Below are 19269 nucleotides of genomic sequence, written 5' to 3'. Positions count from 1 at the left end.
ATCAGTTGAGTTCGGAACGAGGATCGAAGGCATCGCGCAGGCCGTCGCCGACAAAATTGATGGCGAGCACGGTGAGGACGAGGGCGCCTCCGGCGAACAGCCATTGCCAGGGGTATTGCTCCAGCACGACGGTGCTGCGGGCGGCGTTCAGCATGTTGCCCCAGCTCGCTTCCGGTGGCGGAATGCCGAGGCCGAGAAAAGAAAGGCCGGCCTCCAGCAGGATGGCGGCGGCGAACTGCAGGGCGGCATAGACGACGAGGATGTCGATCGTGTTCGGCAGGCCGTGGCGCCAGAGCAGATGGCCGAGCGAGGCACCCATGCCGCGCGCGGCGATGACGAAGTCGCGCTCGCGCAGTTCCATCAGCCTGGCCCGTACCATGCGCGCCAGGACCGGCCAGGACAGTAGCGAGATCACGGCAATGGTGGAGACGATGCCGGCGCCGGTGATCGAGGCGATCACCAACAACAGGATCACCGGCGGCAGTGTCATGGCGAGGTCGACCAGGCGCATGACCACGGCGTCGACGATGCGCCCGGCCATGGCGGCGAGCGCGCCGACAACGTAGCCGATTACCAGCGAGATCACCACCGAGCTGCCTGCCACCAACAGGGAGATGCGGCCGCCGCGCAGGACGCGCGCGAGAATATCGCGCCCGACACCGTCCGTGCCAAACCAATGGACAGCGCTGGGGCCCTTGTTGATGGCCAGGAGATCGATATCGTTGGGCTTGTAGCGCAGCAGCCAGGGATGGAAGACCACCAGCGCCAGCATGATCAGCAGAATGGCCAGGCCCACCAGCGTGACTGAGTTGGCGGCAAAGCGTCTCATCGCCCGAGCGAGCGGGCCGTTGCCGCGGGACCGGAGCTGTGTCGAAACCGCCATCTCAAGCAACCTTGATGCGCGGATCAACAGCCGCATAGGCGACGTCGGTGAGGATGTTGACGACGATGACGCAGGCGCCCACCACCAGGGTCGCCCCCATGATCACCGGATAGTCCCGGGTCGAGACCGCGTTGACCAGCAGCAGGCCCATGCCGGGCCAGTTGAACACGCTTTCCAGGAAGATCGCGCCGCCCACGGCAATGCCGATGGTAGAGCCGATCAGCGTGACCACCGGCAGCAGGGCGTTGCGCAGCGCATGCTTGACGATGACCCAGAACTCCTTGACGCCCTTGGCGCGCGCAGTGCGCACATAGTCCTGGTTGAGAACTTCCAAGAGCGAGGCGCGCATGTAGCGCATGATCAGGGCAGCATGGCCGATCGACAGCAGCAGGGCCGGCAGGATGAGATGGCGCAGCAGGTCTCCCACCGAAAAGGGCGCGCCCGGGGTGAGCATGCCGCCCGAGGGTGCCCAACGCAGCAGCACCGAGAAGACGTAGAGACCGACCAGGGCCGTCAGGAAGGCTGGACTGGAGATGCCGAAGAAGGCAGCGATCGACAGACTCACATCCGTCGGCGAGTTGCGCCTGACAGCACCGAGAATGCCCGTGGCGATACCGACGACGATGGCGATCGCCAGGCCTGCTCCCATCAGCAGCAGTGTCGGTCCGATACGGTCGCCGATCAGGCCCAGCACGGTGTCGCCATTGCGCTGCAGCGAGAAACCCAGGTCCCCCCTGGCGGCGCTGGCGAGCCAGGCGGCGTATTGCACCGGCAAAGGCCGGTCGAGCCCGAGCCGGCTGCGCACGGCTGCCATTTCCTCCTGCGACATCGCGACATTCGGATTGATATAGGCGTCGATCGGATCGCCGGGCGCCAGGCGCAGCAGCACGAAGACCAGCAGGCTGAGGGCGACGAGCATGGCGGCCCCGACCAGCAGGCGATTGAGGTAATAGCGCAGCATGGCGTTCCTCGTTGGGAGCGGGGTTTGATCTATCGAGGTTCCAGGATAGCGCGCGAGAATCCTTCCCCGACTTCGGGGAAGGTGTCGACGCGTAGCGTCGACGGAAGGGGGAGAGTGGTGTAGGTGATCGGAAGAAGGCGAGACCGCACCACTCTACCCCACCCGAGCCGGCTCTGCCGGCCCACCCTCCCCGAAGTCGGGGAGGGATTCTCGCCTCTCTATTCCACCGCCCATTTCTCCGGATGAGCCGCATAAGGCCCACCGCCGGGAGCGGGCAGCCACACGAAATTCTTGAGCTTGCTCGAAGCCACGCCATAGCGGTTGGCGACCCAGAGCGTCGCCCAGGGCAGGTCCGCATTCATCGCCTTGCACACCGCCTGGTAGCGTTCGGCCTGCTTGGCGTCATCGGCCTCGTTCAAGGCCGCGTCGAAGGCCCCACTCACCGACGGCATCTTGATGCGCAGGAAATTGGCGCCCTGCGGCGGGATCTGCTTCTCGTTGAGGCCCATGTTGAGGCCGCCGGGATCCGGGCCGTTGCGCAGGCCGGCATAGACCAGCGGGAATTGCGACCAATCCGGCTTCTGGGCATAGATGGTGCCGTTATAGGTCGGCGTGTCGACGGCACGCGGCACCACGTTGATGCCGACCTGGGACAACATGGCCTGCACGGCGGCAAGCACATTGGTGGCCTGTGGGGTATTGTAATAGGTCAGCAGGGTGATCGGCTTGTCGCCATTGATCTTGTCCCAGCCGGCCTCGGCCAGCAATTGCTTGGCCTTTTCAGGATCATAGGCATAGGGGTCGAGATCGGCGGACTGAAGCCGGTCCGCGACATAGCCGCAATTGGCTGTTTTGGCGGCCCCGCCATAGAGGCTCTGGACGATCGCATCGCGGTTGATGGCATGCATCACCGCCTGGCGCACCTTGAGGTCCTTCCACAGGGGCGCTTCCTGGTTGAAGCCGAGATAATTGACCACGAAGGAATTGCCGTCGATGACGCGATAGGCTTCGTTGCCCTTGAAGGAGGCGGCGTCATCGGCCTCCACATAGCTGAAGCTGATCTCCCCGGCGCGCAGGGCCGCTACGGCTGCCGCCGTATTGGCGAAATAGCGATTGATGATGCGCCCTGTCACCGGTTTGCCGCCGCGATAATCGTCATTGGCGGCGAGTTCGACATATTGGTCTGTGACATAGCGCGAGAACTTGTAGGGGCCGGTGCCAACAGGCGTCTTCGACCACCAGGGGTTCTTGGCGAGCGTCTCCGCCGGAATGTCCTTGAGCGCGTGCTGGGGCAGCATCATCAACTGGGTCAGCGTGTCGAGCAGGCCGGCATTGGGGGCCGACAGCTTGAGGACCACGGTACGGGGATCCGGGGTCTCGACCGCCTGGATCGCCGCCAGGCGGGCGGCGAAGACCGAGCCGCTGGCGCCGTTCTTGGCGGTTTCGATAGTGAACTTCACATCTGCCGAGGTGAAGGGCTGACCATCATGCCATTTGGTGTCGGCCAGGGTGAAGCTGTAGGAGAGTCGGTCGGCACTGACATCGAACTTGGTGGCCAACGCCCCCTCGATCTTCTCCAGCTTGCCGTCATAGATGACTAGAGGCTCGAAATAGAGATTGAGCCAGGTGAAGCCACCGGTGGCCGCCAGGGGGTTGAAATTGCCCTGGAACCCGCCCGGGCCGACATCGAAAGCGCCGGTTATCGCCGGACTGTCGGCGGCTTGGGCCTGTCCGGCGGCAGGTATTGCCATGATCGTCGCGGCCAAAAGCGCGAGCGCGGTCTTCCTCAGTGCCATGATCTCTCCCTTCGTCTCTTCTTGTTTGATCGCGCCGGCCGCAAGGCCCTCAATCGGGCGTCGGCGCTGTCTTCCTGGTCGCAAGCAGGCGGGCGATGCCGTCATAATGCTGGTCGAGGCGGCTGCGGGCGGCCTCGACGTCCCGCGCGGCCACGGCGGCATAGATGTCGTAATGATCCTGCCAGGTGGCCATCGGATCGATATTGGCCAGGTTGACGAAATCCGAGGCCTTGTAGAAGGCCAGCCAGAACACGTCGATCAGGCTGGTCAGCATGCGATTGTCCTGGCAGCGGAACAGCAAATTGTGGAAGCGCTGGTCTTCCGCGGCGAAGCTCTGATTGCGCTCGGCGGCCTGGCGCATCTGCTCGACCGTCTGGCGCAATTCCTCGACGTCGTCCTCGCCGATCAACGCAATCGTCTTGGCGATCAGCCCGACTTCCAGCACGCGGCGGATCTCCAGCACCTCCTCGACCTCGCGCAAGGCTCCGCCCAGGCCATAAGCGAGATTGTCGAGCAGCGGCGCAAAGGAGAAGGCCTTGACGAAGACGCCGATACCGCGGCGCGTTTCCAGGATACCGATCGATTCCAGCGCCTTGATCGCTTCGCGCACCGAATTGCGGCTGACGCCCAATTGCTGCCCGAGGAAGCCTTCCGGCGGCAGCGCCGAACCGGGGCCAAGCTGATTGTCGGCGATGTAGCTCTTCAGGCTCTCCTGCACGGACACATGCAGAAGCGGCGGCCGGTCGAGCGGCTTGATCGCCTTCACCTTGCCTGCCCTCGTCATGTCTACAGCCATTTGCCCGCCTCGTTGTCCGTTGCTTGATAGTGATTGACTTGTAGGATATCTGTCAAGTCAATCTTCAAAAGATGGAGGAAGCGACCATGCGCATCGCCCTTGCCGGCGTCGGACATTGGCATGCGAGCATGCAACGGGAGGCGGCCCATCATGCCGGAGCTACCGTTACGGGCGTCTGGGACGAGGATGCCGACATCGCAGCGCGCTTTGCCCTGGAAAACGGCATTCAGGCCTATCTTTTCTTCGAAGCCGTGGTGGCGGCCCGGCCGGATCTCGTGGTGTTGATGGGCAGGCCGGCAGGTTTGGTGGAGCGCGCGCTTGCCCTGGTCGATGCGGGCCTGCCCGTGCTGCTGGAGAAGCCGGCAGCGCTAAAAGCGTCCGAACTCGAACCGCTCAGGGACCGCGGCCGGCATGGCGCCTTCATCGCCGTGCCGCTTCCCAATCGTTGCAGCCCGATCTGGGCGCGCATGACAGAACTTGCCGCAAGCGACCGGCTTGGCAGACTTTCCCACGCCCAGTTCCGCCTCGTGAACGGGCCGCCGGAGCGCTATCGCATCGATGGCGTGCCCTGGCTGCTGGCGCCGCAGGCCAGCGGCGGCGGCGCCTTGCGCAATCTCGGTATCCACGGCATCGACGCCGCGCTGGCCCTGGCGGGTGACAGCGACCTGGAACTGGTTTCCGCCTCTCTCGGCCATCTGCATGGCGAGGCGGTCGAGGACTATGCGGTGGTGACCCTGCGTAGCCGCCAGGGCCTGATCGTCACGGTGGAGGCCGGCTACACCTACGCCTCGATGGCGGCGGGCGGCGACTTCGAATGGCGGGTCTCCAGCGCAAACGCCTACCTCGTCGACCGCGGAGACCATTGCCGCATCACGACGCTCGACGACGAGGTCACACGCGAAGAACCGCCCCTTCCGCCAGGCGAGCGCTACAGAGCCTTCATGGCAGATACGCTCGGCCGCCTGTCGCGGGGCGAGGCCCCACTCGTCGGCATCGAGGATTATTGGCGGGCCATGGCAATGATCGACGAGGCCTATGGGACGGCGATGGCATGATCGGCATCGGCATCATCGGCGCAGGCCATTTCGGCACGGTTCACGCCAAGGCGATCGCCGCAACCCGAGGCCTGCGTGTCGCAGCCGTCTGCCGCGAAGACGCCGCGGCGGCGCAGACCTTCGCCCGCGAACATGGTGGCAACGTCCACACCGACTGGCGGGCAGTGCTCGACGATCCCGCCGTCGACGCCGTCGTCATTGCCACGCCCCATCAGTTGCACGCCGAGATGGCCGTGGCGGCGGCTGAGGCCGGCAAGCATATCCTCCTGGAAAAGCCAATGGCGCCGACGATCGCCGAATGCGACACCATAAATGCTGCGGCTCAGCAGGCCGACATTCAACTGATGGTGGGCCATGTCATGCATTTCGCCCGTCCTTGCCTCATCGCCCGGGAGATTCTCGACAGCGGGACGCTCGGTCAGCCGGTGCTCGGCAGCAGCTGGATGATCAAATTGTGGATGGAAGCCAACCGGCGCCCCTGGCATCTCTCCCACGCATCGGGCGGCGGCATGCTGATGACGGCCGGTATTCATGCCCTCGACCGCCTGGTCTGGCTGATGGGCGGCGAGATCGCCGCGGTGAGCGCTCTCTCCGGTACCTGGTTCCACCGGCAGGAGGCCGACGACAGTGCCTTGATGCTGCTGCGCTTCACGGATGGGCGCATCGGCCAGGTCGCCAGCATCGGCTATCGCGATGGCGCCGTGAGCTTCGCCATGGATCTCGTCTGCGAAGGCGGCACGCTACGCATCGATTTCGAGCACGGCGTCTCGATCGGGCGTGGCGGCACGTGGACCCCGATCGCCCATTCCGCCGATCCCGACTGGATGCAGCGTGCCGTCGAAGCCGAATGGCGGGCCATGGCGGCGGCCATCGAGGGAAACACGCCGGTTCCCGTCGATGGGGCCTATGCACGACACCTGATCGCCTGCCTCGACGCTGCCAACCGCGCCAACACCGAAAGGCGGGAGATAGTCCTGACCCGATATGGTTAAAAAAGGACAATTAAAAGCCGGCTATTCATCAGCCAAACTATATGGCCTATATGATTTTACCGCGCTTATTGAGACAGGCCCCTGCTTCTATGTAAGATGCCTCACCTTTGCTTTCCAAAGAGATTGTCATGTCAGAAATTGCAAAGCCCGTCTGGTTCATCACCGGCTGCTCCACCGGTTTCGGCCGCGAACTGGCGCGCCATACGCTTTCGCTGGGCTATCCCACCGTGGTCACGGCCCGCAACCCTGCCCAGCTCGAGGACTTCGTCATGGAGTTCGGGGACACGGCGCTGGTGCTCAAGCTCGACGTGACGAAGCAGGCCGATATCGATGCCGCCCTGGCCGTGGCACTGGAGCGGTTCGGCCGCATCGACGTCCTCGTGAACAATGCGGGCATCGGCTATTTCGGCTCGTTCGAGGAAAGCGACCTCGGCGAGGTCCACAAGATGTTCGACATCAATGTCTGGGGCCTGACGGCGATGACGCGTGCTGCGCTTCCGGCGATGCGCGAGCAGCGCTCGGGAACCATCGTGAACATCTCCTCGCTCGGCGGGCTTCGGGCGGCCCCCTCCGTCAGCTTCTACACCGCCACCAAATTCGCGGTGGAGGCCCTGTCGGAAGCCCTGTCCCAGGAGGTCGCTCCGCTCGGCCTCAAGGTGCTGATCGTCGAGCCCGGCCCGTTCCGGACCGATTGGGCCGGGCGCTCGGCCAACGAGGCGCCGCAGACCATCGACGCCTATCGCGAGACCTCCGGCGCCCGCCAGAGCCAGATTCGCGGCTATAGCGGCCATCAGCCTGGCGACCCCGTGCGCGCCGCCCAGGCGATCATCAAGGCCGTCGAAGCCGACAGCCCGCCCCTGCGCCTGCTGCTCGGCAACATCGCACTTGAAGGCGCGCGTACCAAGATCGCCCAACTCACGCAGAACTTCGATGCCTGGGAAGAGGTGACCAAGGGCGCCGATTATCCCGAAGGACAGTAAGCGGAACGGCGCCATTCATGCGCGCCGCCTCCGGCCTTGCCTAAGGCGTCGTGCGATTTGACGGGATCGCCGAGAATCGCAAGGCGCCCTAGCGATAGCGAGCCACGCATTGCATCAGCGCGCTCAACGCTGACGATGTGCCGTTCAGGGTGACCGAGAAGGACTTGTTGCCGCGAGGCTGGAAATAGAGGACCCGGCCGCCGCGGATCTCCTGGAAGAGCTGGGTCGAGTCGGCCAGCGGAATCAGCAACCGGGTCGGCGCCGTGGCTTTGGCGCCACTGGCACGCGAGCGGTAATTGTCGACCCAATAGGTGACATCGCCGCGCGAATCCCTGACCCAGTTCCAGTTCGGATTCTCGATGACCATGCCCCAGGCCGTCTCGCGGGTCAGCAGGAAATGCACCGCCGCTCCCCTGGAGTATTTGCCGCTGGAAGCGCAATATTCGAAGCGGCCATTGCTGGCATTGGCTTCGATCACCCATTGCCCCAGGTCGTAACGGCCGATGACCTCGCTTTTCGCGCTTCCGATCGGGAGCAAAGCAATACTCGCCGCCACGAAAGCGATATAACCTTTATGTTGCATGCCAGCCCCTTCCCTGTTCACGATTCAATCGAAATCGTCGGAGATCATTCGAGCTTGCTTTCGTGCTCGGCAGGAACTCCTCAGCCCCTCGCAATGAAATACATGCCACGGCATTTATAAGTGTCGGCGGGACTTAGTATAGATGCGGGGTCAACCTCTGTTCCCTGCGGAACTTTTTATAAACCGACTGCGCTTTTCGAATGACGCTTCCTCCCAGGAAGACAAACCGCAGCCCCAGGGCCCGGGTTCTAATTCTCAGCCAACTCTGGTCCAAACAGGACGAATCCTGCTATTGCGCCTGTCATGACTGACCGTCCCAAGCTCGTCCTCGCTTCCGCCAGCCCGCGCCGTCATGCCCTGCTCGAGCAGGCAGGTTGCGAGCCGGATGCCTTGCTGCCCACCGATATCGATGAAACGCCCCGGCGTGGCGAGGCGGCGCGCATGCTGGTGCAGCGGCTTGCCAGGGGCAAGCTCGAGGCGGCCCTGACCACTCTCGCCAGCCGGCCCGATCTTGCCGGCGCCTATACGGTGTCGGCCGACACGGTGGTGGCCTGCACCGGGCGGATCCTGCCAAAGGCCGAGACCCGCGAGGATGCCGAAGCCTGCCTCAGCCTGTTGTCGGGCCGCAGCCATATCGTGATGACCGGTGTCGCCGTCGCCGATCCGCATGGCACAATCCGGACCCGGCTGGTGGAAACACGGGTGCGCTTCAAGCATCTGTCGCACGACGAGCTCAATGCCTATCTCGATTCCCGCGAATGGCACGGCAAGGCGGGCGGCTACGCCATCCAAGGCCGCGCCGGCGTGTTCGTATTGCGACTTGTCGGATCCTACACCAATGTCGTCGGCCTGCCGCTCTATGAGACGGTGAGCCTTCTCGAAGGGGCGGGCTTCCCGGTCCGTGGTACCTGGAGGGACGAATTGTGAGCGAACCGACCCCAACCCCTCTGCGCAAGCGCAAATGCCCGATCTGCGGCAAGCCCAGCGTCGAGGCCAGCAAGCCTTTCTGCTCGAAGCGTTGCGCCGACATCGACCTGTCGCGCTGGCTGAAGGGCGTCTACGCCATTCCCGGCGAGGAGACCGACAAAGTCGATCCGAGCGACCAGGATGATTATCCGAAGACAGAGCATGACCGATGAGCGAACCGCAGCGTTATACGAGTAGCAGCCTCGAACCCTTTCTCGAATCCGCCCTCCTGGCCGGCGGAGCCGACGTGCCCTCGGCACGGGCCGCCACCCGCGCCATGATGCATGCCTCGCGCCTCGGCGTGGACAGCCATGGCGTCCGACTGCTGCCCTATTACCTCTCGGTGCTGGCCAGTGGCGAGATCAACGGCCATCCGCAGCTCGAAGTATCACGCGGCGAAGGTGCGACGGCCATTCTCGATGCGGATGGCGCCATCGGACACCTGGCCTGCTACCGGGCCATGGAAGTGGCCGTCGACATCGCCAGGACGCAGGGCATCGGCGCCGTCACCATCCAGCGCTCCTCCCATATGGGCGCTGCCGGTGCCTATCCGATGTGGGCTGCCGAACAGGGTTTCATCGGCTTGCTCACCGCCAATTCCGACGCAGCCGTGCGGCTGTTCGACGGGCGTGACGCCTTCCATGGCACCAGCCCGATCGCCATCGGCGCCCCGGTCCCCGGCCAGCGCCCCTGGCTGATGGACATGGCGACCAGCGCAATCCCGCAAAACCGCGTGCTGCTTTACCGTTCGCTCGGCCTCACTCTGCCTCAGGGCGTGGCCGTCGACGAGAAGGGCGTCAACACCACAGATCCCGAAGCGGCCCGCGTGCTCTCACCGGTAGGCGGCGAGCAGGGTTTCAAGGGCGCCGCGCTCGCCGGGCTGGTGGAGATCCTGTCCGCCCCCCTCACCGGCATGGCACTCTCCACCGAGCTGGTGCCGATGTACGGCCAGCCCTCGACCGGCGCTCCACGCGACATGGGAGGCTTCGCCCTCGCCATCAATCCTTCGGCCTTCATCGCACCCGAGATCTATGGCGCGATCATGACACGCTACCTCGCCAATATCCGCGCCGCCATGCCGGCCGAGGGCGCGAGCGGCAAGCCGATGGCGCCGGGTGATCGCGAATGGGCCGTGGAGGAAGAACGGGCGCGCAAGGGTGTGCCGGTCGATCCCGTCAGCGAGGAGGCCTTCGTCGAGCTCGCCGCCAAATATGGGCTGACCTTGCCGCAGAAGGCGTGAAGTCCGCGCTCCAAGGAAGTTCTTGACTCTTGTACCGATTGGTCCGCATTGTACCAACCGGTACAGATAAGGAAATTGCCATGCCCGAACAACGCGCGCCGTTGCCTCCCTTCACCCGGGAAGCGGCGATACAAAAGATCCGCGCCGCCGAGGATGGCTGGAACAGTTGCAATCCCGAGCGCGTCTCGCTCGCCTACACGACTGACAGCCGCTGGCGTAACCGCTCCGATTTCCTGACCGGACGCACGGAGATCGTGAGCTTCCTCACTCGCAAATGGCAGCGTGAGCAGGACTATCGCCTGATCAAGGAGTTGTGGGCCTATGGCGACAACCGCATTGGCGTGCGCTTTGCCTACGAATGGCATGACGATGCCGGCAATTGGTTCCGCTCCTATGGCAACGAGAACTGGGAATTCGACGAGAACGGCCTGATGGCAGTGCGCCATGCGTCCATCAACGATGTGCCGATCCGCGAGAGCGAGCGCAAGTTCCGCTGGGATCGCAGCGCTCCGCGCCCCGCCGACCATCCCGGACTCAGCGATCTCGGCCTTTAGAGCAAAACGACTTCTCTCCGAATAGTCGTTTTGCTCTAACTCTTTGTTTTGACGCTTTTTCTTAATCGAAAAGTCTGTCAACTTTTCTGGAAAACGCTCTAGATGAAGACGGTCCGCGAGCGCGCCGACATCCTGCCCGCCCTCACCGAGGTCTTTCGCAGCCATGGTTATGAGGGCGCCAGTCTCGCCCTCATCGGCCAGCAGACGGGCCTTGGCAAGGGCAGCCTCTACAACTTCTTCCCGGGCGGGAAGGAGGAGATGGCGGGCGCCGTGCTCGACCATATCGACGGCTGGTTCCGCACTCATGTCTTCGAGCCATTGCGGACCACTGCGGATCCTGAAGTGGCGATCGCGGCCATGTTCGAGGCGACGGACCGCTATTTCCATTCGGGCGGGCGTGTCTGCATCGTCGGCGTGTTTGCCCTGTCGGATGTGCGTGACCGTTTCGCAGAGCGCATCAACGGCTATTTCGCCGAATGGCGCGACGCGCTGGCGCAAGCCCTGCAGCGCCTCGGCAAAGATCCGGATTCCGCAAGCGAACTTGCTGAGGACATCGTCGCCGGCATCCAGGGGGCGCTGGTGACGGCGCGCGCCCTCGGCAACCCCTCCCTGTTCGGCCGCAGGCTGGCGCGGCTGAAAGCGCTCATTCCGTTGCGCTGAAGCCTTCAGGCATTGGACAGCGGCAGCACCGTAGTGTCCTTGAACATCTCCATCGAGATATAGGAAGAGATGTCGTTGAATTGCAGCTTGGCGACCAGCTTCTTGTAGACCAGGTCGAGGCTTTCGACGTCGGGCAGCACGATCTTGAGCAGATAGTCGATATCCCCCGTGAGGCGGTGCATTTCGACGATCTCCGGCGTGTCGGCGACGAGAGCGCGAAAACGCTCCAGCCAATCCAGTGAGTGGTTCGCCGTGCGGACCATGACATAGACCGTGGTCGGCAGCCCCACCTTCTTGCGATCGAGCAGCGCCGCGCGCCGCACAATGTAGCCCTCCTCCTCCAGGCGCTTGACGCGCCGCCAGCAAGCCGAGGGCGATAGATGAGTCTTCTCGGCGAGATCGGCGAGAGGATGGTCGGCCTGGAGCTGCAGCAGGGCCAGGATCTGTTTGTCCCGATGGTCGAGCTTCATGACTCCCTCACGCATCCAGATTGTGTAGAAGAAATCTACGACGCAAAATCTTTGCCTGTTCTAATTTCAGACGCAATATACTTGTTCCTTCAGCATCCCAAACGCCCAAAAAATGCAAACCATTTTCATCCATTTCGAGGCATTATTCAGGCATGATAATCAACCCCGGATGGGAGACGGATATGCGGAAAATCGGCCTGATCGGCGGCATGAGCTTCGAGAGTTCGGCGATCTATTACAAGCTCATCAACGAGGCAGTGCGCGCTCGGCGCGGCGACCTGCATTCGGCCGAGGTCATGCTGCATTCGGTGAATTTCCAGGATATCGTCGACATGCAGAAGGCCGGACGCTGGGATGTGGCGGCCGAGAGGCTGGCAAGCGTGGCCCGCGACCTCGAAGGCGCCGGTGCCGGCTGCGTGCTGATCTGCACCAACACCATGCATCTGGTTGCCCGCCCGGTGCAGGAGGCGATCGCCTGTCCGCTGATCGACATCATCGACGAAACCGCCAAGGCATTGACCGCAGCCGGCCGCAGCCGGCCTCTCCTGCTCGCCACCCGTTACACCATGGAACACGGCTTCTACGCCGACCGCATGGGCCAGCATGGCATCGAGGTGATGGTTCCCGATGCCGAGGGCCGGGCCATCGTGCATGATGTAATCTTCTCCGAACTCTGCGCCGGATTGGTGAAGGATAGCTCGCGCCGCAAGCTCGAGGCCCTGATCGAGCGGGCCAAGGCCGAAGGCGCCGACAGCGTGATCCTTGGCTGCACCGAGATCTGCCTGATCCTCTCCCCCGACAGCCTCGGCCTGCCCGGCTTCGACTCCACCACGATCCACGCGGCCGCCGCCGTCGATTTTTCGCTTGCGCCAGGCCCCAACGCTGCCCAACTGGCAGCATGATGGATCAGCGAACAGGAGGCAGGTCATGAAGCAGGCAGCAGATCCCGACAGGACGGAAAGCGCGAAGGCCGTCATGGAGGGCGAGATCGGCATTCTCGCCCGCCGGCGGATCGAGGCCGGCATCATCGCGCCGATCTATGAGGAAATGCGTGAACGCCTCGGCGAGGAACTGGCGCAGTCGATCCTTGATTCCGCCATCCGCAAGGCCGCCATCGCGGCCGGCCGCAGCTTTGCCGCCAAGACCCCGGGCGGCACCGATCTGCGCAGTTTCCAGGATTTGCAGGCCCTGTGGACCCAGGACGACGCGCTGGTGATCGAGGTAGTCAAGGCCACCGACACCGAGTTCGACTACAACGTCCATCGTTGCCGCTATGCCGAGACCTACAAGGAGATGGGGCTCGGCAAGATCGGGCACCTGTTGTCCTGCAACCGCGACGGCGTGTTCTGCACGGGCTACGATCCGCGTATCACACTCGAGCGCACGCAGACGATCATGGACGGCTCCAGCCACTGCAATTTCCGCTACAAGCTGCAAGAAGCCGCCAAGGCGGAATGATGGACCAGCCTCTCGCCAGCCGGATCGGCCCGACGCCCCTCCTCGATGCGGCGCAGCTCAATGCCGATATCGAGGCCACCGCCCGTTTCGGTGGCACAGGGAATGGCGGCGTCTCCCGCCTCACGCTGACGCCGGAGGACAAGGCCGTCCGGGACTGGTTCGTTGCCCGCGCCAGCGAGCTCGGCTGCAGCGTGACCATCGATCCGATCGGCAATCTGTTCGCTTCCTATCCCGGGCGCAATGCCGCCCTGCCCGCCATCATGACCGGCAGCCACCTCGACACCCAGCCAGGTGGCGGGCGCTATGACGGCATCCTCGGCGTGCTGGCCGGGTTCGCCGCTCTCCGCGCCCTGAAGAGCTCAGGCCTTGTCACCGAGCACCCGCTGACGGTGGTGAACTGGACCAATGAGGAAGGCTCGCGCTTTTCCCCGGCCATGTTCGGCTCGGGCGTGCATGCCGGCGCCATCGCGCTCGACGAGGCGCTCGCGATCCGCGACCAGTCCGGCGTCAGTGTCGGCCAGGCCCTCGACTCCATCGGCTATCGCGGCAGCCGATCCCATACGGAGAATCCGGCCGCCTATGTCGAACTCCACATCGAACAAGGACCCGTTCTGGAGGCCGAGGGGATCGCGATCGGCGCCGTCACCGGCGTGCAGGGCCTGCGCTGGTTCGACGTGGAGATCAAAGGCACCGAATCCCATGCCGGCTCGACCCCGATGGCGAACCGGCGCGATGCGCTGACCGCCGCCGCCCGCCTGATCCTCGATGTCGAGGCGATCGGCCGCGCCCATGCCCCCGGCGTGCTGACGGTCGGCCGCGCCGGTGTCTTCCCGAACTCCCGCAATGTCGTTCCGGGTCGGGTCAGCCTGCAGATCGACATGCGCCATCCCGGCAAAGCCGGGCTGGAAGCTATGGAAACAGCATTGCGACAGGCCGTTGCCGGCCAGACCGACAGCCGCATCGAGCGGATCTGGGCCAAGAAACCGGTCGCTTTCGATCCCGCCTGCATCGATGCTGTCCGCCAGGCCGCCGCCGATTGCGGCCTGTCCTGCCGCGACATCGCATCCGGCGCCGGCCATGACGCCGCCCATCTGGCGACCCTCGCGCCGACGGCGATGATCTTCATCCCGTCCCGCGACGGGCTTTCCCACAATGAACGCGAATATTCATCGCCCCGGCAATGCGCCGACGGCGCCGAGGTGCTGCTGCGCACCCTTCTCAAACTCGACCGTCGGCTGGCCTAGCGCCACCCGTCAGACGCCGTAGAGCGTCCCCGGCGCAATAGCGCCGCCGGGGCCTTTGCATCTCTCTGCTACTGCTTGGGTACCAGCACACCGAGATCGACGGCCTTGGCCATGGCCTCGTAGCCGGCGTCGTTGGGATGCAGGTGGTCGCCGCAATCATAGGCAGGATTGATGCGACTGGAATCCTTTGTATCCTGCAATACCTTGTCGAAGTCGATCAGCCCGTCCGCCGTCTTGTTGGCCCGGATCCAGGCATTCACCTCCTGGCGGATCTTTTCCTTCTCCGGCGTGTAGTAACCGGCGGTCGGCAACCCCTTGAAGGTGTCGACGAAGGGCGAGAGGGTGACGCCGACGAAACGGATGCCATGGGCATGGGCGCGATCGATGATCTGCTTGTAGCCGGCGATCACGTCCTCGGCCGTCGGTTCGGGATCGGCCGGGGTGATGGCATCCTTGCCCGGCCAGCCGATATCGTTGATCCCCATCATCATCACCACGGTCGAAACCTTGGGATGGCTGAGCACCGACATGTCGAACCGGCTTAGGGCGTTGGTTCCCATGCCGTTGGAGAGCACGCGATTGCCCGAATAGGCTTCGTTGACCACCGCAACATCCTGATGCCCCTCGGCCTGCAGCCGCTCGGCGATATGATCGGGCCAGCGATTGTTCTTGTCCGGCGAAGAACAGGCGCCATCGGTGATGGAATCGCCGAAGAATACGATGGCCTTCGACTCCGGCTTGGCCGTGGTCAGGATACGGCTGAGCAGCAGGCGCGACTTGTTGGTGCTCACCGCCTTAAAATCGGCCTCCTTGGTCTTGTCGCCGGGCTCTGACACATAGCCGGTCTGGGCCCCATCCCAATGAACGGAGGTGATGCCGGCCCTGTTGGGCAGGTAGAAGCTGACCGCCAGGCTCGACAGGGCCTTGACCGGCAGATCCACGGGGTCGCTGAGCAGGGGCGCGCCGGGCGGAATGACGGCCGATGGCTTACCGCCGAAAGTCAACGGCTTCACGGAGCCCTCGTCGATGGCGCTGCCGCCCTTGGACAGCGCCACGCTGGCCGAGCCAATCGCAACCGGACGCGTGCCGAACTCGTTGGAGATGACGACACGCACCTGTTCGCCCCCGACGCTGATGCGTGCGATCTGGCGGACGGTCTGATCGCCGAGCACCTCGGGCACATCGAAGGGCGCCGGCAATTCCTCGGCCCAGCGTGGGGCTGGCGTGGCGGCCCATGTCGTGATCCAAGGCTCCGGGCCTTCCGCGCTTGCCGGGGTCGCAGCCACGGCCAGGGTCAGTGTCCCCGCGACAAATGAAGTCCTGGCGGCCCATCCGATCAATCTGGCATGCGTGATCCGATGCAGACTTAATCCGGGCCAATAATAATCCGAATAGGAAACCATGGCGCTTTCCATCCCGCTTTGACAATATTGTAGAATGACGTTGTCTTGATTGCGTATAGAGATGAAGTATCCGGCATTGCAGCCCGGGAGACTTCTAAAGCGCCGGGAGAGTGTGACGTTTTCCTGGATCTTGCAAGCTGAATACCGGCCGGCATGCTCGCACCGGCCCGATGGGCGAGAGGCCGGAGCGTGGCGGTCGACGTGTCGGATCCCTGTGTGGAACCGCTTAAACCTGGCATGGGGCAAAACGCGTTCCGCTCGAACACGCCTCGCCCGGGGGCTCAGAGCCGGTCCCTCAGCGCATAATAGCTCATGCCGGCCACCAGGGTCGGCCAGCGCAGCAGGCGCCCGCCCGGGAAGGGCGGTGTCGGCAATGCTGCCAGGCGGTCGAACTCGCCGAGGGTGGCGGCGGTGACATCCGCCAGGATCTTGCCGAAATAGGGCGCCAGCATCACCCCCTGCCCCGAATAGCCCGAGGCCGTCAGCACGTTGGGCGCCAGCCGCCGCACGAAGGGCAGACGCGTAGCGGTGATGCCGAGCGTGCCGCCCCAGGCATAGTCGATGCGCTTGTCGGCAAGCTGGGGGAAGACCTTGAGCATGCGCTTGCGTACGAAGGCCTTCATGTCGGCCGGAAAGCCCGAGCGATAGTTCTCGCCGCCGCCGAAGATCAGGCGTCGATCAGCCGACAGGCGATAATAGTTCACCACGAAGCGGCTGTCGGCCACGGCATAATCGTTGGCGATCAAGGCCCTGGCTTCATTGTCCGAGAAAGGTTCGGTCGCCAAGATGAAATTGTTGATCGGCATCACCCGCGCCTCGGTATAGGCGTCGAGCCCGGAGAGGTAGCCATCGCCCGCCAGGATCAGCCAGTCGGCGGAAACGCTGCCTTGCGCAGTACGGACCACCGCCCTGCTGCCCTCGGCCCGGTAGCTGACGGCACGCGAACGCTCGAAGATCCGCACACCGGCGCCAATCGCGGCCGCGCCCAGCCCCAGAGCCAGGTTCAGTGGATGGAGATGGCCGCCATCATGATCGACGAAGCCACCGTAATAACCGGTCGCACCGAGGACGGCGTCGAGCTCGGCCTTGCCGATGGCCTCGACCTTGTCATAGCCGTAGACCGTCCTGAGCTTCTCGGCATAAGCGTGCGACATCGCCACATAATGCGGCTTGTGGTCGGCGATCAGGATGCCCTGCTTGTAGTCGCAGGCGATCTGGTGCCTGACGATCAGGCCCTTGAGATGGGCCTTGGCGTCCTCCGCCATCCGCCATAACGCTTTGGCGCCGTCCAGGCCCGCCAGTTTCTCCAGATAATCCTGGTCGCGGCGCTGGCCCGAATGAACCTGGCCGCCATTGCGCCCCGAGGCTCCCGAGCCGATCTCGGCAGCCTCGAGCACGATCACCGAAAGCCCTTTTTCGGCGAAGGCGAGCGCGGCGCCGAGCCCGGTATAGCCGGCGCCGACGATACAGACATCGGCCCGCTCCTCGCCTAGGAGCTGAGGCTGGGCGGGAAGGCGGTTGGCGGTGGCGGTGTAATAGGAATTGGCCGGATGGCCGGTGTTGTCGGTCATGATCCTGGGAGCGCGGACATCCTGTCCGCCCTTGGAAACGTTATGCCAAGCGATGGGAAGAGCGGACATCGCGACATGCCGGCATGTCGCTGTGAAAGTCCGCGCTTCGAATTCTACACGTTCAAGAGCAAATGCTCGCGTTCCCAGGGGCTGATCACCTTCATGAAGGTCTCGTGTTCCTGGCGTTTGATCGCGGCATAGGCGGTGACGAAGGAAGTCCCCATCACCTGGCGGATCGCCTCGCTCTCGTCCATTTCCGCGACCGCCTCGAGCAGGCTCTGGGGCAGCTCGAAATCGCGGTTCTTGGCATCCGACTCGATCGGCGCCGTCGCATCGAGTTCTTCGGTCATGCCGAGATAGCCGGCCGCCAGGCTCGCGGCGATGGCGAGATAGGGATTAGCGTCCGAGGAAGGAACCCGGTTCTCGACGCGCCTTGCGTCGGGGCCCGAGGGCGGCACACGCAGGCCCGCCGTGCGGTTGTCATAGCCCCATTGCACGTTGATCGGTGCCATGGAATCGCGCGTCAGCCGGCGGTAGGAGTTCACATAGGGCGCCAGCATGCACATGATCGCCGGCAGATATTTCTGCTGGCCGGCCAGGAAGGAGAAGAACAGCGGGGTCGGCCCGCCCGTCTCCGGATCGGAGAAGATGTTCTGGCCGCTTTCGGCGTCGACGATCGACTGGTGGATGTGCAGCGCCGAGCCCGGCTCGCCCGACATGGGCTTGGCCATGAAGGTGGCATAGATCTTGTGCTGCAGCGAGGCCTCGCGGATGGTGCGCTTGAACAGGAAGACCTGGTCGGCCAGTTCAAGCGGATCGCCATGGCGCAGATTGATCTCCATCTGCGCCACGCCGTCCTCGTGGATCAGCGTGTCGATCTCCAGGCCCTGATGTTCCGAATATTTGTAGATGTCCTCGAACAGGGCGTCGAATTCGTTGACGGCCGAAATCGAATAGCCCTGACGTCCAAGTTCCGGGCGGCCGGATCGGCCGATCGGCGGCTTCAGCGGATAGTCGGGATCGGTGTTGGGCTCGACCAGATAGAACTCGATCTCCGGCGCCACCACCGGCTGCCAGCCCTTCTTGCGGTAGAGTTCGCGGATGCGGCGCAGCACCTGGCGGGGCGCCTGCTCGACGGGGCGGCCGTCGCGCGTCATCGCGTCGTGAATGACCTGCGCTGTCGGATCCATCGCCCACGGCACCGCGGTCAGGGTCGACCAATCAGGCTGCATGAACATGTCGGTATCGGCTTCCACCGCGTCCACCAGACCGTCATAGGCGGGATATTCGCCGGTGATGCACTGATAGAAAATCGAAAGCGGCAGGTTCATCACCGGCGAGGCCAGGAATTTCGACACCGGCATGATCTTGCCGCGGGCCACCCCGCCCTGGTCTGGAACGAGGCACTCGATTTCCTCGATATTGCGGGCGCGAAACCAGTCTCTCGCGTTCTCCATACCGGAGATGCCACGCGCGGATTCGATATCCGGCACGCTAGAATGCTCGGGCTTGTCTGACTTTTTCTTTTTGCTCATCGTCGCACACATGCGGCTTCCACCCCGCAGGAAATGCGGAGCGGCGACCCGAAACAAGCGCCGGCGACCTGTTTGACAGCCCACGAGGGGCCATCACGCGACTAACCTCCGGTTCGGGCCCT

At 63.9% G+C, this 19269-nt stretch carries 20 protein-coding genes; 11 read left to right on the top strand and 9 right to left on the bottom strand.

Annotated features, from left to right (window positions below; genetic code table 11):
* Position 1: 1 nt before the first annotated feature.
* The 4 genes from ACZYTC_RS01965 to ACZYTC_RS01950 form a co-directional block, all read right to left on the bottom strand.
* On the bottom strand, positions 2-883 hold the full coding sequence (locus tag ACZYTC_RS01965; protein WP_434957749.1) for an ABC transporter permease: 882 nt from the start codon (positions 881-883) through the stop codon (positions 2-4).
* Between the two features lies 1 nt (position 884).
* Positions 885-1844 carry an ABC transporter permease gene (locus tag ACZYTC_RS01960; protein ID WP_434957750.1) on the bottom strand — a complete coding sequence of 320 codons (960 nt, stop codon included), beginning with the start codon at positions 1842-1844 and terminating at the stop codon, positions 885-887.
* Between the two features lie 218 nt (positions 1845-2062).
* Positions 2063-3640, bottom strand: coding sequence for an ABC transporter substrate-binding protein (locus ACZYTC_RS01955; protein WP_488988785.1), 1578 nt, complete (start codon positions 3638-3640; stop codon positions 2063-2065).
* A 49-nt stretch (positions 3641-3689) separates the two neighbouring features.
* Positions 3690-4424, bottom strand: coding sequence for a FadR/GntR family transcriptional regulator (locus tag ACZYTC_RS01950; RefSeq protein WP_488989968.1), 735 nt, complete (start codon positions 4422-4424; stop codon positions 3690-3692).
* 98 nt (positions 4425-4522) lie between these two features.
* On the opposite strand from ACZYTC_RS01950, the gene ACZYTC_RS01945 reads away from it, so the two are divergent.
* The 3 genes from ACZYTC_RS01945 to ACZYTC_RS01935 all read left to right on the top strand — a co-directional run bounded on the left by ACZYTC_RS01945 (position 4523) and on the right by ACZYTC_RS01935 (position 7463).
* Positions 4523-5491 (top strand): Gfo/Idh/MocA family protein, encoded by a 969-nt coding sequence (locus ACZYTC_RS01945; protein WP_434957752.1) that lies wholly within the window; start codon positions 4523-4525, stop codon positions 5489-5491.
* Positions 5488-6483, top strand: coding sequence for a Gfo/Idh/MocA family protein (locus ACZYTC_RS01940; protein WP_434957753.1), 996 nt, complete (start codon positions 5488-5490; stop codon positions 6481-6483). Before ACZYTC_RS01945 ends, ACZYTC_RS01940 begins: the two co-directional genes overlap by 4 nt.
* A gap of 128 nt (positions 6484-6611) precedes the next feature.
* A complete protein-coding gene (locus ACZYTC_RS01935; RefSeq protein ID WP_441770349.1) occupies positions 6612-7463 on the top strand; it encodes an oxidoreductase in 852 nt (283 codons plus the stop codon).
* A gap of 88 nt (positions 7464-7551) precedes the next feature.
* Here ACZYTC_RS01935 and ACZYTC_RS01930 read toward each other — a convergent pair whose 3' ends face one another.
* On the bottom strand, positions 7552-8046 hold the full coding sequence (locus ACZYTC_RS01930; RefSeq protein WP_488988784.1) for a hypothetical protein: 495 nt from the start codon (positions 8044-8046) through the stop codon (positions 7552-7554).
* 303 nt (positions 8047-8349) lie between these two features.
* Here ACZYTC_RS01930 and ACZYTC_RS01925 point away from each other — a divergent pair, with 303 nt between their 5' ends.
* From ACZYTC_RS01925 to ACZYTC_RS01905, 5 genes are all read left to right on the top strand, one after another.
* Positions 8350-8973, top strand: a complete 624-nt coding sequence (locus ACZYTC_RS01925; protein ID WP_434957756.1) for a Maf family nucleotide pyrophosphatase — start codon at positions 8350-8352, stop codon at positions 8971-8973.
* On the top strand, positions 8970-9185 hold the full coding sequence (gene yacG / locus ACZYTC_RS01920) for a DNA gyrase inhibitor YacG (protein ID WP_434957757.1): 216 nt from the start codon (positions 8970-8972) through the stop codon (positions 9183-9185). Before ACZYTC_RS01925 ends, yacG begins: the two co-directional genes overlap by 4 nt.
* Positions 9182-10252 (top strand): Ldh family oxidoreductase, encoded by a 1071-nt coding sequence (locus ACZYTC_RS01915; RefSeq protein ID WP_441770347.1) that lies wholly within the window; start codon positions 9182-9184, stop codon positions 10250-10252. The genes yacG and ACZYTC_RS01915 overlap by 4 nt, the downstream gene beginning before the upstream one ends.
* A gap of 80 nt (positions 10253-10332) precedes the next feature.
* Positions 10333-10806, top strand: coding sequence for a nuclear transport factor 2 family protein (locus tag ACZYTC_RS01910; RefSeq protein WP_441770346.1), 474 nt, complete (start codon positions 10333-10335; stop codon positions 10804-10806).
* A gap of 102 nt (positions 10807-10908) precedes the next feature.
* Positions 10909-11466: a TetR/AcrR family transcriptional regulator gene (locus ACZYTC_RS01905; protein ID WP_441770345.1), complete on the top strand. Its 558-nt coding sequence runs from the start codon at positions 10909-10911 to the stop codon at positions 11464-11466.
* Between the two features lie 5 nt (positions 11467-11471).
* Here the strand turns inward: ACZYTC_RS01905 and ACZYTC_RS01900 are convergent, their stop codons facing one another.
* Positions 11472-11936, bottom strand: coding sequence for an Lrp/AsnC family transcriptional regulator (locus ACZYTC_RS01900; RefSeq protein WP_434957761.1), 465 nt, complete (start codon positions 11934-11936; stop codon positions 11472-11474).
* Between the two features lie 182 nt (positions 11937-12118).
* Here ACZYTC_RS01900 and ACZYTC_RS01895 point away from each other — a divergent pair, with 182 nt between their 5' ends.
* The 3 genes from ACZYTC_RS01895 to ACZYTC_RS01885 are packed head-to-tail and all read left to right on the top strand — an operon-like array spanning position 12119 to position 14638.
* A complete protein-coding gene (locus ACZYTC_RS01895) occupies positions 12119-12838 on the top strand; it encodes an aspartate/glutamate racemase family protein (protein ID WP_434957762.1) in 720 nt (239 codons plus the stop codon).
* 25 nt (positions 12839-12863) lie between these two features.
* Positions 12864-13394, top strand: a complete 531-nt coding sequence (locus ACZYTC_RS01890) for an L-2-amino-thiazoline-4-carboxylic acid hydrolase (protein ID WP_434957763.1) — start codon at positions 12864-12866, stop codon at positions 13392-13394.
* The gene (locus ACZYTC_RS01885) at positions 13391-14638 is read left to right on the top strand and encodes a Zn-dependent hydrolase (protein ID WP_441770344.1); all 1248 of its coding nucleotides are present in this window, start codon (positions 13391-13393) and stop codon (positions 14636-14638) included. The genes ACZYTC_RS01890 and ACZYTC_RS01885 overlap by 4 nt, the downstream gene beginning before the upstream one ends.
* A 68-nt stretch (positions 14639-14706) precedes the next feature.
* Here ACZYTC_RS01885 and ACZYTC_RS01880 read toward each other — a convergent pair whose 3' ends face one another.
* The 3 genes from ACZYTC_RS01880 to ACZYTC_RS01870 form a co-directional block, all read right to left on the bottom strand.
* Positions 14707-16041: an SGNH/GDSL hydrolase family protein gene (locus tag ACZYTC_RS01880; RefSeq protein ID WP_441770343.1), complete on the bottom strand. Its 1335-nt coding sequence runs from the start codon at positions 16039-16041 to the stop codon at positions 14707-14709.
* A gap of 281 nt (positions 16042-16322) precedes the next feature.
* Complete coding sequence (locus ACZYTC_RS01875) at positions 16323-17612, bottom strand: NAD(P)/FAD-dependent oxidoreductase (RefSeq protein WP_441770527.1); 1290 nt, start codon at positions 17610-17612, stop codon at positions 16323-16325.
* Between the two features lie 113 nt (positions 17613-17725).
* A complete protein-coding gene (locus tag ACZYTC_RS01870; RefSeq protein ID WP_434957766.1) occupies positions 17726-19159 on the bottom strand; it encodes a glutamine synthetase family protein in 1434 nt (477 codons plus the stop codon).
* Between the last annotated feature and the right edge of the window lie 110 nt (positions 19160-19269).

The sequence above is a fragment of the Labrys sp. F242 genome (genome assembly GCF_057813875.1).
This window is presented reverse-complemented; position numbering and strand designations above follow the sequence as displayed.

What these genes read in the sequence shown, in the direction of transcription:
- ACZYTC_RS01965 (WP_434957749.1), bottom strand. Translation starts at nt 883, where the DNA reads ATGGCGGTTTCGACACAGCTCCGGTCCCGCGGCAACGGCCCGCTCGCT.
- ACZYTC_RS01960 (WP_434957750.1), bottom strand. Translation starts at nt 1,844, where the DNA reads ATGCTGCGCTATTACCTCAATCGCCTGCTGGTCGGGGCCGCCATGCTC.
- ACZYTC_RS01955 (WP_488988785.1), bottom strand. Translation starts at nt 3,640, where the DNA reads ATGGCACTGAGGAAGACCGCGCTCGCGCTTTTGGCCGCGACGATCATG.
- ACZYTC_RS01950 (WP_488989968.1), bottom strand. Translation starts at nt 4,424, where the DNA reads ATGACGAGGGCAGGCAAGGTGAAGGCGATCAAGCCGCTCGACCGGCCG.
- ACZYTC_RS01945 (WP_434957752.1), top strand. Translation starts at nt 4,523, where the DNA reads ATGCGCATCGCCCTTGCCGGCGTCGGACATTGGCATGCGAGCATGCAA.
- ACZYTC_RS01940 (WP_434957753.1), top strand. Translation starts at nt 5,488, where the DNA reads ATGATCGGCATCGGCATCATCGGCGCAGGCCATTTCGGCACGGTTCAC.
- ACZYTC_RS01935 (WP_441770349.1), top strand. Translation starts at nt 6,612, where the DNA reads ATGTCAGAAATTGCAAAGCCCGTCTGGTTCATCACCGGCTGCTCCACC.
- ACZYTC_RS01930 (WP_488988784.1), bottom strand. Translation starts at nt 8,046, where the DNA reads ATGCAACATAAAGGTTATATCGCTTTCGTGGCGGCGAGTATTGCTTTG.
- ACZYTC_RS01925 (WP_434957756.1), top strand. Translation starts at nt 8,350, where the DNA reads ATGACTGACCGTCCCAAGCTCGTCCTCGCTTCCGCCAGCCCGCGCCGT.
- ACZYTC_RS01915 (WP_441770347.1), top strand. Translation starts at nt 9,182, where the DNA reads ATGAGCGAACCGCAGCGTTATACGAGTAGCAGCCTCGAACCCTTTCTC.
- ACZYTC_RS01910 (WP_441770346.1), top strand. Translation starts at nt 10,333, where the DNA reads ATGCCCGAACAACGCGCGCCGTTGCCTCCCTTCACCCGGGAAGCGGCG.
- ACZYTC_RS01905 (WP_441770345.1), top strand. Translation starts at nt 10,909, where the DNA reads ATGAAGACGGTCCGCGAGCGCGCCGACATCCTGCCCGCCCTCACCGAG.
- ACZYTC_RS01900 (WP_434957761.1), bottom strand. Translation starts at nt 11,936, where the DNA reads ATGAAGCTCGACCATCGGGACAAACAGATCCTGGCCCTGCTGCAGCTC.
- ACZYTC_RS01895 (WP_434957762.1), top strand. Translation starts at nt 12,119, where the DNA reads ATGCGGAAAATCGGCCTGATCGGCGGCATGAGCTTCGAGAGTTCGGCG.
- ACZYTC_RS01890 (WP_434957763.1), top strand. Translation starts at nt 12,864, where the DNA reads ATGAAGCAGGCAGCAGATCCCGACAGGACGGAAAGCGCGAAGGCCGTC.
- ACZYTC_RS01885 (WP_441770344.1), top strand. Translation starts at nt 13,391, where the DNA reads ATGATGGACCAGCCTCTCGCCAGCCGGATCGGCCCGACGCCCCTCCTC.
- ACZYTC_RS01880 (WP_441770343.1), bottom strand. Translation starts at nt 16,041, where the DNA reads ATGGTTTCCTATTCGGATTATTATTGGCCCGGATTAAGTCTGCATCGG.
- ACZYTC_RS01875 (WP_441770527.1), bottom strand. Translation starts at nt 17,612, where the DNA reads ATGACCGACAACACCGGCCATCCGGCCAATTCCTATTACACCGCCACC.
- ACZYTC_RS01870 (WP_434957766.1), bottom strand. Translation starts at nt 19,159, where the DNA reads ATGTGTGCGACGATGAGCAAAAAGAAAAAGTCAGACAAGCCCGAGCAT.